This is a genomic window from Anaerohalosphaeraceae bacterium (genome assembly GCA_035378985.1).
Taxonomy (GTDB): Bacteria; Planctomycetota; Phycisphaerae; order Sedimentisphaerales; family Anaerohalosphaeraceae; genus JAHDQI01.
Genome location: DAOSUR010000005.1, coordinates 45,129 through 61,698, shown reverse-complemented (window position 1 = coordinate 61,698; position 16,570 = coordinate 45,129). Strand labels below are relative to the sequence as shown.

The 16,570-nt window shown below is 53.5% G+C and carries 9 protein-coding genes; 8 read left to right on the top strand and 1 reads right to left on the bottom strand.

Annotated features, from left to right (window positions below; genetic code table 11):
- Positions 1 to 128: 128 nt before the first annotated feature.
- The 8 genes from PKY88_05385 to PKY88_05350 all read left to right on the top strand — a co-directional run bounded on the left by PKY88_05385 (position 129) and on the right by PKY88_05350 (position 15,525).
- A complete protein-coding gene (locus PKY88_05385) occupies positions 129 to 806 on the top strand; it encodes a DUF3826 domain-containing protein (protein HOQ04627.1) in 678 nt (225 codons plus the stop codon).
- A gap of 265 nt (positions 807 to 1,071) precedes the next feature.
- On the top strand, positions 1,072 to 4,134 hold the full coding sequence (locus tag PKY88_05380) for a LamG domain-containing protein (protein ID HOQ04626.1): 3,063 nt from the start codon (positions 1,072 to 1,074) through the stop codon (positions 4,132 to 4,134).
- A 96-nt stretch (positions 4,135 to 4,230) separates the two neighbouring features.
- The gene (locus PKY88_05375; GenBank protein HOQ04625.1) at positions 4,231 to 6,852 is read left to right on the top strand and encodes a glycoside hydrolase family 95 protein; all 2,622 of its coding nucleotides are present in this window, start codon (positions 4,231 to 4,233) and stop codon (positions 6,850 to 6,852) included.
- Positions 6,853 to 7,222: 370 nt separating this feature from the next.
- A complete protein-coding gene (locus PKY88_05370; GenBank protein HOQ04624.1) occupies positions 7,223 to 8,101 on the top strand; it encodes a PEP-CTERM sorting domain-containing protein in 879 nt (292 codons plus the stop codon).
- A 350-nt stretch (positions 8,102 to 8,451) separates the two neighbouring features.
- Positions 8,452 to 10,572, top strand: coding sequence for an immunoglobulin domain-containing protein (locus tag PKY88_05365; GenBank protein ID HOQ04623.1), 2,121 nt, complete (start codon positions 8,452 to 8,454; stop codon positions 10,570 to 10,572).
- Between the two features lie 39 nt (positions 10,573 to 10,611).
- Positions 10,612 to 12,708: a hypothetical protein gene (locus PKY88_05360; GenBank protein ID HOQ04622.1), complete on the top strand. Its 2,097-nt coding sequence runs from the start codon at positions 10,612 to 10,614 to the stop codon at positions 12,706 to 12,708.
- 229 nt (positions 12,709 to 12,937) lie between these two features.
- Entirely contained in the window at positions 12,938 to 13,798 is an 861-nt protein-coding gene (locus PKY88_05355) for a type II secretion system protein (GenBank protein ID HOQ04621.1), read from the top strand.
- Between the two features lie 161 nt (positions 13,799 to 13,959).
- Positions 13,960 to 15,525: a hypothetical protein gene (locus tag PKY88_05350; protein HOQ04620.1), complete on the top strand. Its 1,566-nt coding sequence runs from the start codon at positions 13,960 to 13,962 to the stop codon at positions 15,523 to 15,525.
- Between the two features lie 95 nt (positions 15,526 to 15,620).
- Here PKY88_05350 and PKY88_05345 read toward each other — a convergent pair whose 3' ends face one another.
- Positions 15,621 to 16,475 (bottom strand): hypothetical protein, encoded by an 855-nt coding sequence (locus PKY88_05345; GenBank protein ID HOQ04619.1) that lies wholly within the window; start codon positions 16,473 to 16,475, stop codon positions 15,621 to 15,623.
- Positions 16,476 to 16,570: the final 95 nt, after the last annotated feature.

Genomic DNA, 16,570 nt, shown 5'->3' with positions numbered 1-16,570 from the left:
TTCTGATTCAAAGATTTTTTCTATTTGGACATCGCCGGCAAATCGGGGACAAAAAGAACTTGATAAAAAAGAGAAGACTCCATTATTCTGTTTTTTGGAAAAAAACGAATTCACTGCAGGAGAGAAAAATGATGCATTCGGCAGGGATTTTTGCGCACTTGATTGTCTTTGCCCTGACAGCGGTGCCTGAGCCGGCGAAAATCGTCTCCGTTCCGCAGGACCCTGACCCGGCCTATACACAGGTTCTTCAGGAGCGGGCAAAGAAGATTGTTCAGACGCTGAAGCTTGAAGATGACGTCAAGGCCCGGCAGGTTCAGGAGGTGATTGCGGAGCAGTATCGCAGTCTGGGAATGCTGCAGGATGCCTGTGATGCTCAAGTCAAAGCGGTTCAATCCCGGACGGATGCCGATGCGGAGACGAAAAAACTGATTATCCAGGCCCTGAAGGAGATGACCCAGCGCCTGCGGGAGCAGCTGCATACGCGGTATCTGGTGAGACTGTCCGCCCTGCTGACTCCGGCTCAAATAGACCAGGTCAAAGACGGAATGACCTATGGTCTTGTGCAGGTGACGTACAACAGTTATCTGGAGATGCTGCCGCAGCTGACGGAAGAGCAGAAGGGTATGGTTCTGGCCTATCTGATCGAGGCAAGGGAAATGGCGATGGATGCGAGTTCTTCCGGGGAAAAACACCAGGTGTTCGGCAAGTACAAGGGACGGATTAACAATTACCTGTCTGCCCAGGGATATGACCTGAAGAAGGCCTCTGAAGCACGGAATGCTCGAAACCAGGCCGGTCCGAATTAACCGCCGGCTGGACAGCTCCCTCCGAAGAAAGGAGGTTTTTTCAGGACACCCCCTCTTCCACAGGCTTGGGTCTCGGGTGACGACACACTTTCCCGGCATATCAGATATAAAGGGTATAGTCTGGCCATATTCTTATCAAACCTCTGAATATGAAAAGTTATTTCAGTAATCCGGGGAGAACCTATCTTATTGTTTTGTTACCATAGACACAATCTGATGAGGGTTTTTATTGTTTCGGCACTCTCCGAATAGGGGGACGGTCAGTATGGTTAGGCACTGGAGCCGAGATTCCTGGAGGGAATGGATGAGAATCATCGCGATATTTCCTGTCCTTATCTTCCTTTTGTGCCCGCCTTGTTTTGCCGTGGATTCAGAACCGATTGGGTGGGCGACCGCAGCCGGAGGCACGACCGGCGGGCAGGGCGGCGAAGTGGTGACCGTAACGAATAAGGCCGAATTTGTAAACGCCGTCAGCGGAGACACGCCCCGCATTGTCCAGGTGCTCGGAACGATTCACGGCGATTACAATATCCCCAATGTAGGATCCAACAAGACCATTCTGGGCATCGGCTATGATGCAAGGATTGTCGGCTTCAGCGTCAAGGTCAGTGATGTGGATAACGTAATCGTCCGGAACCTGACTTTTCAGGGGGCGGTGCCGCAGGACGGGCTGATTTGCCGGCGCGCCACTCATGTCTGGATTGACCACTGCACATTTCTGGACTGTGCGGACGGGCTGTGCGACATTACCGACCAGAGCGATTATATCACGGTTTCCTGGTGCCGGTTCTGCTATACCAGCAAGGTGAATCCCCACCGCTTTGCCTGTCTGGTCGGCTCGACGGACGACAACCCCACGGATGTGGGCAAGCTGAATGTAACCTTTCATCATAACTGGTGGGGGGCCTATGTGGACCAGCGAATGCCCCGGGGCCGATACGGAAAAGATCATGTGTTCAACAACTACTACTCCTGCACCGGAAACTCCTACTGCGTCGGGGGCTCCTGGGGATTTAAGGTGCTTTTGGAGAACAATTATTTTAACCAGGTGAAAAACCCGATTGCGGACGCTGGACGAGTTGATTCGGGCACCAGCGGCACCTTTACGGTGGAAATCAAGTCCGTCGGCAATATTTTCAATGCCTGCACCGGGACGATGTCGGGGTACGGCAGTGCTTTTGTGCCTCCTTATTCATACACGCTGGATGCATCGGCCAACATTCCTTCGATTGTGACGGAGGGGGCCGGGACGACGATTCTGGTTGGAGATTCGGCTCTTTGGCCGGTTCAGGCGACGGTTCCAAACCCGGCCAACGGGGATTTTTGTGCGGCGACAACGGCGACGCTGAGCTGGCGTGCCGGCAGCACGGCCGTCAGCCACAATGTCTATTTCGGGACCTCGCCCACCGAGCTGGTCAGCTTCGGCAATCAAACGGCAACCGCCTTCACACCGCCGACCCTGACGGCGGATACGAAGTATTACTGGCGGGTGGATGAAGTAACCGCAGACAATACAGTGATTCCCGGCCAAGTGTGGATGTTTAAGACGGTGCCGACTCTTCCGTCGGACCTGATACATTACTGGCCGTTTGATGTGGATTTTCTGGATGTATCGAAGGTCTATGCTTCGAACCCGAACCATCCGTTCGGGGCGGCCTGGCTGGATTCCAACGCCAAGCGGCTGGGCAGTGGCTGTCTGGATTTGACGTATCCGAAAGACGGCCTGATTGTCGGCTGGTCGGATACGGGAACCAATCGGGTTTTTCCGAACGCCGCTCCGATGACGATTTCGCTGTGGTTTAAGCCCACGGCCCTGCCTGCCTCCGACAAAACCGCCTGTATGCTGGGCACCAAAGTCGGCACACTAACAACCGCCAAGACGTTCCGAATTGAGCTGCTGCCGTCCGGGGCGTGCCGACTGACTGTTGATACGCAGACGCCGGAGTTCGGCAATCTGCCTGTTCTGAATCAGTGGAACCATGTGCTGGTATCCATTGATGCATCCGGGCAGCTGCGCGGCTGGCTGAACGCCAGCGAGGCCGGTTCAGTTGCTCTGATGACTTCTGCGTCGAACAATTATAACGGCCAATACACCGGAATCGGTTTCTATGGGGATGAACCGAGCGTCAACGGAATGAGCCGGGGGGAGTACACCGGCTATATCGATGATGTAGCCGTCTGGAGCCGCTGGTCTGACCGGACCTTTGCGGAACTCCTTTACAATGACGGTCTCGGCCGGTTGGCTGTCGGAAATCCCGTGTTTCCAACAGATTTGATTGAGAATCCGGACGCAGTTGAACTGGCGCCGTATGCCGGCCGGACGCTGCGGCCTTATACGGAAGGCATCGGCATCTTCCGCAAAATCTCCGGTCCTGACTGGCTGGTTGTCAGTCCCAACGGGAATCTGTCGGGGGCACCGAAGGATGCGGACACAGGGCTCAATACGTTCACCGTTGTTTATGAGAATACTTCCGGACAATCTGATACAGCCGTAATGACCATCCACGTGTCCAATGTTTATTCCGGAGTCAAGGGTCTGGAGGACTTGGCCGGAATAGCCGAAAAATGGCTTTGGGCGGACTGTGGGGATTTTCCGCCATGCTCCGGTGCGGACCAAAACGGCGACCGCCGAGTGGATATGCTCGATTGTACCCGGTTTGCCTCCGCCTGGCTGGCGGATGAGACGCTTGTGCTTTCTCTGCCGTTTGAGGAAACAGACGGGAATACAACGAAGGATATATCCCTTTATTCGAGAACGGCCAGCCTGACGGGCGGCCCGACGTGGGCGGAGGGGATTTCGGGCGGCGGCCTTCTGCTGGACGGGCTGGATGACTTTGCGGAGTTTCCCGACTTTTTCGGAATCAGCGGCGGCCGGTCGCGGACCGTTTGTGCCTGGATTCAAACCACGCAGACGGGCGGAATGATTTTGACCTGCGGCGGCCTGGATACCGGGACCCGCTGGCTGTTTTTTGTCAATAATTCAAAACTTCAGCTGGGTGTCAGCGGCGGCAATATTCTCAGCAATCAGATCGTTGCCGACGGGCAGTGGCATCATGTGGCGGCGGTTCTGGAAGCACCGGAGACGGGACCGGCGACCGTGCAGCATCTCCGGCTGTATATTGACGGTCAGCCGGATGCAGGAACCTACACAAATCCTTCTTTGGCAATCAATACGGGAACTGCCTGTCCGGTGCGAATCGGGGCGATTCAGCAGACCTCCGGGCTGCTGGGGAGTTTTTTCAGCGGCCGCCTTGATGATGTTCGGCTTTATGAGCGGGCCCTCAGTCAGCAGGAGATTCAGACGCTTTATCAGCAGGGGAACCGGTGAAAACAAGTTCGTGGTTGAGGGGTTTGTATGAGAACAAGCGGTGAGGGTGTTTATCGAAATTGGATTTTGTTTGCTGTCGAAGAAAGGAACAGGTTGATGAGAAGAGAAGTTTTGGTTCTGTTTGCTGTTCTGGTTGCGGCGTTGTCCCTGATTGCCGGTGCGGACCCCGGACCGCTTGTGTTGTTTTATACCAGTCCGGCGACATACACGGCGAATGCGACGTCCAATGCGGCTTTGCCGATCGGCAACGGCAAACTGGCTGCCATGGTGTACGGCGGGATGAGTGAGGAAATCATTCAGTTCAATGAGGATACGGTCTGGGCGGGCCATCCGCATAATTACGTTCATCCCGGCGCATCGGCGTACCTCGAACAGATTCGAAACTATGTCTGGGCCGGTCAGGGGCTGGCGGCCTACGGAGTGGCCGGCCCCAACTTTATGAGTATTCCGCTGCGTCAGTGTCCCTATCAGCCGACGGCGGAACTGCGGCTGACGTTCAACCATTCCGGGACGAATTACCGGCGGCAGCTGGATTTGACGACGGCCACGGCCTCGGTGACCTACACAGCCGGAGGGGTGACGTATCAGCGAGACTGTTTTGCCAGTTATCCGGACAATGTGATTGTGATTCGTTTGACGGCCGGCCAGCCCGGAAAGATTGGTTTTACGTGCAGTTTGACTACACCGCATACGGTCGTCAGCCGTTCGGTCAGCGGCAGTGACGTGGTTCTCCGCGGGGCTGTCGATCATGTGGGCTTAAACGGTCTGACCAGCGATGTGGAGTTTGAAACCCGCGTGCGGATTCTCGCGGAGGGCGGTTCGGTGACTCCGTCCGGGCAGACTTTGGTAGTCAGCGGAGCGGATGCCGTGACGCTGGTGCTGGGGGCCGCTTCGAATTTTGTCCGCTACAATGACATCAGCGGCAATCCGAGTCAGCGGTGTCTGGACACGGTCTCCAGTGCCGCCGCCAAAGGGTTTGCGGTGCTGCGTCAGAGGCAGTTAACCGACTATCAGGCCCTATTTAACCGTGTGACGCTGGATTTAGGCACTTCGGATAAGGTCAACAACCCAACCGATGTGCGTCTGAAGGCCATTGAGACCGGCGTGGATGCCGCCAAAACCAATTGGTCGCTTTTCAATGCGGATGATTTGCAGCTGCTGACGGTCAATTTTCAGATGGCGCGGTACCTGCTGATTTCCGGTTCTCGTCCCGGCTCCCAGCCGCTGAATTTGCAGGGAAAGTGGAATAACGAGTTTGAGCCCTCGTGGGAGGGCAAGATGACCCTCAATATCAACGAGGAGATGAATTACTGGGCGGCGGAGGTGACGAATCTGGCGGAGTGTCACGAGCCGTTGTTTGATCTGATTCGGGATTTGTTGGAGACGGGGGCTGTTGTGGCGGCGGAGCACTATGGTGCGGACGGCTGGGTTGTGCACCACAATACCGATTTGTGGCGCGGGGCGGCGCCGATCAACAATGCCGGGGGCCTGTGGCCCAGCGGCGGGGCCTGGCTGTGCATGCATCTGTGGTGGCATTATGAATACAGCGGAGATGTCAATTTCCTCGCAGAGGTCTATCCGCTGATGAAGGGGGCGGCGGAGTTTTTTGCGGATTTTCTGGTGCCGGACCCGCGGCCCGGCAGAATCCCCTATCTTTTGACGAATCCTTCGCATTCGCCGGAGCAGCCCAATCCGGCACTGGGGGATAACGGAGAAATTGTGGCCGGTCCTACGATGGATTGTCAGCTGATTCGGGGGCTGTTTACGTATGTGATTGAGGCCAGCAAAATTCTGGGGGTGGATGCGGAGTTTCGCCAGCTCTTGGAGCAGAAGCGTTCCCAGCTGCCGCCCAACCAGATCGGCCGATACGGCCAGCTGCAGGAATGGCTGGAGGATGTGGATGTGCCGAATACGCATCGCCACCTGTCGCATCTGGTGGACCTGATGCCGGCCGGCAATATTACTCCTTACCACACGCCGCAGCTGGCGGCGGCGGCGGAAGTGGTGCTCAATTGGAAAGGGGATGACACCAACAACACGGCCTGGAGCCAGGCCTGGAAAATGTGCTGTCGGGTGCGTCTTGGGCAGGGCAATCATGCCTATATGATTCTCAATAAAATCCTCGGCAAATCTCATACCTACAATATGACCTTTTCCCGCAAGGGCGGTACAGCTGACGGAACTTCTGAGAACCAGATTGACGGCAATCTGGGGGTTCTGATGGGCATGGCTGAAATGTTCCTGCAGAGCCATCAGGGAGAAGTGCATCTGCTGCCGGCCCTGCCGGACAAGATGGTTAACGGAAGCGTAACCGGCTTGAGGGCATGCGGGGGATTTGAGGTGGATATTACTTGGCAGAATCGCACCCTCCAGACTGCCCAAATCCGTTCTCAGCTCGGCAGAACCTGCCGGGTCCGTTCGGTTCGGCCGTTTGCCGTAACGGACGGGATGGGCAGGCGTGTAGCCGTGCAGTCGCCGGGCGTGAATCTGTACGAATTCCCAACCCAGGCCGGGCAAAGCTACACGCTGACCGCCTATTCCTGTACGACCCCGCTTTTATCGGACTATAACCAGGACTGTCAGGTAGATTTTGAGGATTTTGCTGCTCTTGCAGGGGACTGGCTAAATGGCAGTGAGGGGCTGGACCTGTCGGATTTGGCCCAGATGGCGATAGACTGGCTTGCATGCGGACGGGACCCCGCAGACACCTGTCGGTAGAGAAAAATTGGATATTGTAGACAATATATAGAGCAAAATGCCGAGTTTTAATTCAATAAACGTCTGTTTTTTTTGTTTTGGTTTAATTTGGCGAATCTAAGAAAATGATAAGTTATTTGTAAAATACAGGAGGAATTATCTTATTTCTCCTGATAAGATTCGGGATAATGCAGGTTTGTAAAAATAGGCAACGGCTCATTCAAAAATTAAAAAAGGGGGAGACGAGCATGTCGATTTTTTCTCCGGATGAGAAGACTTCTTTCCCGTTTTCCCTTGATTTTTCTCGGAACGATTCTGTTTGCGTGTGGGTGTGTGCAGACTATAGCTAAAGTTGTGCGTTCCTATTATCACTTTTTTGGAGGAAGGAAAAATGAAGAAACTAATTGTTTTTGTAGGCCTTGTTGCGGTCGCGCTGTTCGTGGCGAATGCGAAAGCCCTGACAATCACAACAAACATGGGCGGTGCCGACTGCGAGATGCGGGAGGAATCGCCGGACAGCAACCGCGGCACGAGTACAGAAATTGCCTCGCGCGTCAGTGCAAAATCCCTCGGTGCCAGCTATGACCATCAGTCTTTGATTTATCTGAAGTTTAATGTGTCCAGTGTTACCGAAGCGGACCTGATGAAAGACATCATTGTGCGGACGACCATTCGCAACACCAACATGGCTCCTGGTCGCTACAAAGACACGGTCGAACCGATTGGGCCGAATACAGGGTGGGATTACTATGTGCTGGATCCGACCGTCCCAGGAGCTAACTGGGATGAACTGACGATTACCCCCAACACCGCACCGGGTCTGTACATTGACGGCGATTATACGACCAAGCCGATTTATGATTTCTTAGGGGATTTGAACCCGGGTCTGACCTATCTGGGCCGGCGGCTGTATGATGATCAATATCTCGTGAGCGGGCATCTGGCTGTAGGGGCACCTTTTGACTTTGTTCTGGCGCCGGGCAGTGCGCTGCATCAGGCGGTTCAGACAGCCCTGTCTACAGACCATAAGACGGTGACTGTGATTATGTATATCGCCCACAATGCGGACAACGACAATGCCCAGTGGATCAACTTTAATTATCTGTTCAACCCGAAAGAGATGACGACCCTGAACAATGACCCTGCCAGTCCGTGGGGCGGAATGTCGAATGCCAACGGGGAGTTTTCTCCATCGCTGATTTTTGTTCCGGAACCGACAACGATGGTTCTGCTGGGTCTGGGCGGTCTGCTTCTGCGGAGAAAAAGTTAACGTGTGAGCCAAAAAAGATTCAGGTACTGCACACAAAAGGGTGCAGTACCTGAATCGTCCTTGCCGCTGTTGTGGTGTGAGGAGAGGGAGGGGTTCTTTAAAATAAGGCAGAGCCAAGTCTGCTGGAGAAGGTTTTTGCCGGGTGTGTTCGGCGGGACCGAAGTGAGTCAGCTTTCCAGTTTTTTGCGATTTCGTTGCCAGGACGTCCAAAGAAGGTTCCCGCTTTGCTGAATCAGTGAGTTTGTCTGTCATGGAATGAAAGCGGTTGTCATCATAGTTTTTTGTATTCGAGAATTGAGGCGGGAACAAGCGTCGCTGAACAGGGTAAGAATCATTGAAAGGATGGAAAAATGACAAGAATTTTCTGTATCCTGAGCTGTTTATGCATCGCGTCAACGGCTTTTCCGTTGTCGATTACAAATGGGGATTTCGAAGCCCAAAACGCTATTCCTTACGATAAGGATATTTTGAATTGGTATGATTACGGCGGCCCCTCGATTGCTGTCGATCAGGGCCCCTTTTTCCTGGGTCAAATCTCCTCTTCTATTTTCGGTAGCAAATGTGTGTACATGGGAAAAGAAGCCAATACGAATGAAGACGGCGGCAATCACACCTATGTTTACCAGAGTATCGGCTTCTATGATGGGAATCCGCCGGTGGTCGAAGTGGAGTTGGATTGGGGACTGGCTCCGAACCGGGTCGGCGGACCGATGGGCGTAACGGTGATGATTCTGGAATCCGATGGGACTTTTGTGCCCAGTGAGTGGGAAGGACAGGCAGGTGAGATTTACGGAAAACCCGGAATTCGGGAAATCGGCCGGGGCACGATTGTCCGGACAACCGCTGCGGGGGTTGTGTATCATGAACGGTTCCAGATTGATTTAAGGAGCACGGTCGTCGGCAGGGAACTGTTCCTCCGGTTTAACAACTACAAAGTTGGGTCCCTTATTCCGTATGTGCAGATAGACAATATCACCCTTTCTCCGTCATCGGTGGTGAATAAAGCTCCTCAGGAGGGGGCTTTATATATTCCGGTCTGGCGAACGGAGTCGGGGAATGATTTGGTTTTTGAAATTGTGGACCCGGAGGTCACCTCCGTGGATGTTCTGTTCGGCCCGGAAAATGACCCGAATCTGAGCACAAAACCGCAGTATAAGATTGTTCAAAACATGCCGGTTTCGATGGGGCTTAACACGATAACACTGGAAAGCGAACTGGCACAGGACCTGAACTGGGAGACAAACTACTATTGGAAGGTTCTGGCTTATAAGTCCGACGGAATGGGCGGGCGTACGCTGAAGTACACAGGGCACATTTCGAGTTTCAAGACCATTCAGCAGGGGCCTTATCTGACAGCCGTCAGTCCGGACGTACTCGGCGTTTGGCCCGGAGACAGTGCGGTCTTTACCGTGCCGTTCAGTGTGAGTGCAGATACCTTCCAGTGGTATAAGCAGGGCAATCCGAATCCGCTTGTAAACGGTTCCAAGTACAGCGGCGCTGATTCCAATTCGCTGACGATTTTCAATGTGCAGCGGGCAGATGAAGGCACCTACTATTGTGTCGGAAGAGAAACAGCCACCGGTCTGACCTCTTCAACCTTGGCGCCCGGCGTGCTGTTTATTAAAGAACTGAAATCCTACTATCCGTTTGAGACGACTTATACCGTCGGGAGCAATGTTTATACCCCGGATGTCGTCGGCGGCAAGGATGCAAAACTGGTGGGCGGGGCTGCGGTAGTGGTGAGTCCTTCCGACCCGAACAACCTCTTCGGCGGATATTTGGCCCTGCGGAATCCGAGAAATGTCACGCATACGCAGTATGCGGAGATTTCCGATAATACGGTGGTTCATTATCCGGAGCTTACTATCAGCTGCTGGGTTAAGCCGGAGCTTTTGGACCTTGATTATGAACGAAACGCCCGGATATTTGACTTTGGTCAGGATTCGCAGAATTACTTCTTCCTGACCCTGCTGCGGAATACCAATCAGGCATACTGTGAGATGAAACTGAACAACAGCAGCCGGGACACGGCGGCAACCGGAGATATCGGATACGGCACAAAATGGCTGTATGTTGTGCTGACGGTAGCTGACGGGATTGGGCAGGATGGGCAAACGGCGACCCTGGGCAAAATCTATATCAACGGTCAATACGGCGGGGGCGAGGGATTGTATCATCCGAATGAGATTTCCAAAATGTACAACTACATCGGCAAGGCCATTGACCAGACGGGAACTCCTCCGAACTTCAACGGTCTGATTGATGAGTTGAAGATTTATAACTATGCCAAGACCGCCGAGGAAATTGCCCGGGAATACATGGCGGTTCGCACGGATGTGGAATCTATCTGCGATATGGAAAGCTATGATTTGGCCGACTGGGACTACAACAGCAACTGTCGGATTGATCTTGCCGACCTTGCGGAGATTGCGGAAAGATGGCTGGACAATTACCTGGTGTATTTTGACTAAGCACTATCCAAGAGGCAAATAAACGGAAAGGATAGAACAATGAAACGTTTTTCCTGCGTTTTGATCTGTTTCATCTTGGCGTCGACGGGTTTTGCTCTGTCGATTACCAACGGCGATTTTGAAGCATACGGGGTCCGTGAGGATGTTCCGGGCTGGTTTGACTATACGGTGGGCACGGGCGGGGCGGCGGGCCAGACATATCTGAGATTGCTGAACAGCCCCACCGGCACGCAGTACATGGGCTTTGACACGGATGACTGCTGGGCCTATCAGAGTCTCGGGCTTAACACATCGGGGCAGGCGGCTGTCCAGATTCAGTATCAGGTCGGCCGACCGACGAATCTGACGGAGCCGAGAGACCTGGTTCTTCGGATTTCAATTTATGAATCAGACGGAACTTTCGTCGGCTCTGATGGGCCGGATTCGTCGGACATTGACGGAGCCCAGGGGGTTACGCTGATTGATTCCGTGACAGTTTCCTATCCTGCCGTCAATCCGGGCCAGGCGATAACTGATTCGGTAACCCTGAATTATATCGGTACCGCAACCGGGGAGCTGTTTCTGCGTTTTGCCAACGAAGGGGACGATGACGATAACACCGAAGATGCAATGGTGATTGATAATGTTCAGATTGTGGGGCTGCCCGGTGTTGTGATTTCCTTCCCGAAAAACGGGGCTCAGTTTATCGCTACGGAGCGGACGTCGGCTGAAAACGACCTGGTTTTTACCGTAGGGGACGAGAGTATTGTGAAAGTGGATGTATTGTTTGCTCCGGATCCGAACCTGACGGAAGCGCATACGATTGTGAATAAAAAGCCCGTTTCGCCGGGCCAGTACACAGTTACGCTGGAAACTGAGTATCCTCAGGACCTTGCGTGGAGCACAAACTATTACTGGCGGGTCCTTGCTTATGAACCCAACGGCCTCAATCTGAATCTGAAATATGCCAGCCCGATCTGGAGTTTCAAAACGATTCAGCAGGGGCCTTATCTTGGGGATGTTACACCGGCCCGGTTGGTGGCTCGTGCCGGAAAAGATGCGGTCTTTGGGCTGACGACGGCGATGAAGGCCGATACGTACCAATGGTACAAAGAGGGAGTTGGGGCCCTGTCGAATGGGACAAAATATCAGGGAGTGAATACGAATACCCTGACGATTCTGAGTACCGAGGCGGCGGATGCGGGATATTACTATTGTATCGGAACACAGACATCGACCGGTCTTACGGCACAGAGTCTTTCCAGCGGCAGACTGATGGTAGGAGAACTAAAATCCTATTATCCGTTTGAGACCACATATACCGTGGGGAGCAATCTTTTTACGCCGGATGTCGTCAGCGGCAAGGATATGCAGCTGATGGGCGGAGCCGGTCTGTCGGATTACGATGCCATCGCAGGCAATCATCTGTTGCTGGAAAATCCTGCCGGAGCGACGCTCGAGTGGGCACAGATTGCCGATACGACGGTGGCCCATTATGAAGATATTACCATTGCCTGCTGGGTTCGTCCGACAACCCTGGTGAACACAATTGACCGAGACCGCTGGAACCGGGTCTGGGATTTCGGAAAAGAAGCAACCGAGGCGTTTTTCCTGACCATGCTGTATCGTCAGAATGACCCCCGCCAGGGCGGATGGGATGTGGCACGCAGCGAGTGGAACTGGTACACACCGGATGAAAACGGGGACGGCCAGCCCGAGCGGCACAACCAGGAACTTGATGTCGAAGCGGAAATTGTACCCGAAAAGTGGTACTATATGGTGGTTACAGTTGAGAACGGGTATGGACGCATTTATCTGAACGGTGAATGCGGGACGGAAAATGAGGCGCCGCAGGGACTGCCTCTCCAAAGCCCGATCAATTTCACAAAGACTTACAATTACATCGGTAAGGCCGTCGGCGCAACCGTTCCGTACCTGAATGCTCGAATCGATGAGCTGAAAATCTACAACTATGCTCTGAACAAACAGGAGATTGCCGAGGAATACAATCGGGTTACAGGTGTGGAATCGGTTTGCGATTTGGAGATTTATGATTTGTATGACTGGGACTTCAATCGGAACTGCAAGGTAGACCTGCCCGATTTTGCGGAAATTGCCGCAAGGTGGATGATGGACTATCGGATTTTCCCTGAATAGGGACGGTGAATTTTTTGCTGCCGGGAGAGCTTTTTTGGGGCTCTCCCGGCGGCAACTGTCGAAAAGCATGGTTGTTGGGTTGACAATTACTTGAAAAGAATGTGGGGTTTTGCGCGGAATTGTCTTTTTTAGGGCGCAAAATTGCCTTGTGAGATAAGCGGGAATATTCGACAATACCAAATAGGATGGCTTTTTGCCCCTGAATGTGAAAAATTGAAGGGACACATAAATGACCAGAAAAAAAGGATTTACGTTAATTGAGCTGCTGGTGGTCATCGCAATCATCTCTTTGCTGCTTTCTATCATTGTCCCTGCGGTGAAGATGGCCAAGAGAAAGGCGGCTACGGCAGTGTGTCTGACCAATGTCAAAAATCTTACCTTGGCGTGGTATTCGTACCAGGGAGAAAATGACGGCAGATTTATGGCTGCAAGTCCGACGGCGTCCGATGCACAAGCTCCGTGGGTCAGACATCCCATCCGGGAAGACGGGACTCCCTGTTTGCCTACTTCGACCAATCCGCCGGTTACGGATGACGATGAAAAGAGGGGAATTGCCAAAGGCAAGATGTATGAATACGGGGTGGATAATTTTGACACCTATCACTGCCCGGGAGATACATATCGGAAAAGCAAGTATGACGGAACAACAATTTTTCGTTCCTATGCGATCCCATCGGCCTTGGGCAGCGGCATAACCCGATTCCATCAAATCACTTCTCCTGCGACCCGGTATAACTTTGTGGAAGAGGGCGAAGGCAGGAATTTTAACTTCGGTGCCTGGGAGTTTTATACCCCCTGGGACTCTTTCAACGAGTTTAGAGAATGGTATTGGCGGGACCCGATTTCCATCAATCACGGCAACAGCGGGATTATTGGTTTTTGTGACGGGCATGCGGAAATACACGTATGGCAGGATTCGGACACAAAGGCCCGACTCGATTTTTACTTCAGCAATCCCTCTATTACGGATTATGGTTTTGGCGGCAACGCACTGAACACGGCTTTTGCTCCTTTCCGCACACCCGGTCAGAACAATGATACGCAATATATGGGGCGCGGCTGGGCCATTCAGAGTCCTACCCGCAAGTAAGAAAACCGATTGACGTGCAAAGTGCAAAGAAGCGGCTGGCTTCTCGCTGCCCGAAAAATCACCGCCGCAACTGATTCCTTTTTTGCAGCAGGCGGCGGGTGTTTTGTTCCCGGCGATTGGATAACCTCTCTCAAACGATACATTCAAATCAGGAGCGGACTGTGAACAAGCGTGATTTCTCCTCAAGAGTGTTTTGGACCGTATGGATGGCGGCGTGTCTGTTTGTTGGCCTGTCAGCGGCTCAGGAGGCTGCTTCCTCTGACGCAAAGGTCCGGGAGCCTGCGGCGGGGATGATTCCTCCTCTTCCGCCGGACCTGCCGGAGGCGATTCCGGCCTTTCCGGGGGCCTGGGGCGGCGGGATGTTTGCAACAGGCGGACGCGGCGGCAAAGTGCTCCTCGTAACCAGTCTGGCCGACAGCGGCCCGGGCAGTCTGCGGGAGGCGATTGAGACAAAAGGCCCCCGCATTGTGGTCTTTCGCGTGGCGGGCATCATTCATCTTCAATCCAACCTGGCCGTCAATCACCCGGATATCACGATTGCCGGACAAACCGCACCGGGGGACGGCATCTGCCTCGCCGGGGCCTCGCTGGATATCAACACCCACAATGTGATTGTGCGTCATCTGCGGGTTCGCCGGGGGATTACCACAGGCGGGCAGGGTTCGGACAACATCGGCGGAAACCCGCTTCATCATATTATTGTTGACCATTGTTCGACCAGCTGGGGACGAGACGAAAACCTTTCGCTTTACCGCGCGATGGTCGAGCAGCCCGACCCGAAGAATCCCGGAAAGACCAAAATGGTCAAAACGTCCGTGAAGAATCTGACGATTCAATACTGCATTTCCAGCGAAGGGATGAAGCCGGGCCATGAATTCGGCGGCACCTGGGGCGGGCAGGATTCAACCTTCCATCACAATCTGTTTGCGTGCAATACCGGACGCAATCCTTCCATCGGCATGGGCGGCGAGTTTGACTTCCGCAACAACGTCGTCTTCAACTGGCGTCACCGGACAATGGACGGCGGCGATGAGACCTCGCTGATCAACGTGATCAATAACTACTATAAGCCGGGGCCGGCAACCCTCGAGGATATGGTCAGCACGATTGTCCGGATTGAGCAGCGGGATATGTACTCGCCCGGCCGGCGGTTCCAGAACAGCCGATGGTATCCTCCGGCCGGAAAAAGGCCGGGCAAATGGTATATAGCCGGCAATCTCATCGAAGGGCATCCGGATGTAACGGCGGACAACTGGAAGGGAGTCAAACTGATGGAAGGACCGGGGACTCTCGAGATGGCCCGGGTTAACACGCCTTTTGAGGGATGGCCGGTCAACCAGCAGACGGCCCTGCAGGCCTATCAGGAAGTCCTGGCGAAGGCGGGGGCCACGCTGCCGCGGCGCGACCCTGTGGATAAACGCGTGGTGGAGATGGTGCGAACCGGCAAGGTGAGTTTTGAGAACGGCATTATCAGCGACCCCCAGCAGGTCGGCGGGTACCCGGACTATACTTTCTCACCTGACGAGGTGCCGGCAGATGCCGACAAAGATGGGATGACGGATGACTGGGAAACCCAATATGGGCTGAACCCGAAGGAGCCCTCTGATGCCTCTCTTGATTCAGACGGCGACGGCTATACCAACATCGAAGAGTACCTGAACGGCACCAATCCTCAGGAAAAAATCGACTATTTCAATCTGGATAACAACATAGACACGATCAGTTAGGGCTGCTGCACAGATGTTTCTGTGAAGGAGCGGAGAAAAAAAGAAACCGCGGCGGCAAACCGCGGTTTCAGGGATGCTTTAGGTTTTCGATGGGGTTAGAATTTTATCTTGAGTGCGGCTCCGACTCCCCAGCCCTCCGGTGTGGCGGACAGTTCGACGTTGGTATCCCAATTTTTCATCAGCTCAAACTGGGCCCCGATATATCCGCCCCAGTTGTCTTCGGCTTTGAGTTCGCCGGATTCCTTGAGCAGACTTCCGCCGCTGTAAGTGCCGCCGGTATAATTCGAAGTTGTTAAATGGTTTTTGATATCGCCGTCCAGATAGTAGTAGAAGGGGCCGCCGTACAGCTTCCAGCCGCCCATATTGATTGTCGGCCCCAGAGCAATCACCAAATCCCAGTATTCCACCATTGTTTTGAGTTTATTTCTTACAATGGTTCCTCCGCCGAGGTCTGCTGTGCTGCTCGTGTCCGCCTGATTATCAATCCAGTTCCATTTGGCGGCCAAACCCCAGTCGATTTTATCCTGTTTGAAGAAGGTGAATTTTGTTCCAAGCCCCCAGGCATAATCCGTATCGAGATTGGAAATGGGCCGGCCAAAGGGGGCGTTTGTGTCCATTTTGAGGTCGGCGGCACCAATAGCGGCGGTGATTTCCCACCAGGAGTCAATGCCGTATCCGAAGGAGATGTAGTGCCGATGGATTTTTAATTCGTCGATTTTGAGGGTATATCCATCTCTGCTGCTGCCGACAATTTCCCTGTCGGCGTTCAGCGTAAACTGTGTTCCCGGGACTTCGGTTTTCTCCAGCTCCTGCTCGGAATAGGCGTATTCATAGCCGGCGCTCCATTGGCCTTTGTCCAGTCCGGCCGTCGGTGTTCCGATAAAACCCGATGCCAAGACACAGGTTCCCAGTAGGCCCCAAATCAATCCTGCTGCAATCATCTTTTTCATTTCGTTCTCCTTGTCTCAAAGTTGTTGTTCATAAATCGAACATAAATCTTGCATCGATGCAGGTTTGATAAGGGAAAAGCGGATGTTTTTCAAGG

Coding starts and splice junctions, on each gene's coding strand:
- PKY88_05360 (HOQ04622.1), top strand. CDS start 10,612: ATGAAACGTTTTTCCTGCGTTTTGATCTGTTTCATCTTGGCGTCGACG.
- PKY88_05385 (HOQ04627.1), top strand. CDS start 129: ATGATGCATTCGGCAGGGATTTTTGCGCACTTGATTGTCTTTGCCCTG.
- PKY88_05370 (HOQ04624.1), top strand. CDS start 7,223: ATGAAGAAACTAATTGTTTTTGTAGGCCTTGTTGCGGTCGCGCTGTTC.
- PKY88_05380 (HOQ04626.1), top strand. CDS start 1,072: ATGGTTAGGCACTGGAGCCGAGATTCCTGGAGGGAATGGATGAGAATC.
- PKY88_05375 (HOQ04625.1), top strand. CDS start 4,231: ATGAGAAGAGAAGTTTTGGTTCTGTTTGCTGTTCTGGTTGCGGCGTTG.
- PKY88_05345 (HOQ04619.1), bottom strand. CDS start 16,475: ATGAAAAAGATGATTGCAGCAGGATTGATTTGGGGCCTACTGGGAACC.
- PKY88_05355 (HOQ04621.1), top strand. CDS start 12,938: ATGACCAGAAAAAAAGGATTTACGTTAATTGAGCTGCTGGTGGTCATC.
- PKY88_05365 (HOQ04623.1), top strand. CDS start 8,452: ATGACAAGAATTTTCTGTATCCTGAGCTGTTTATGCATCGCGTCAACG.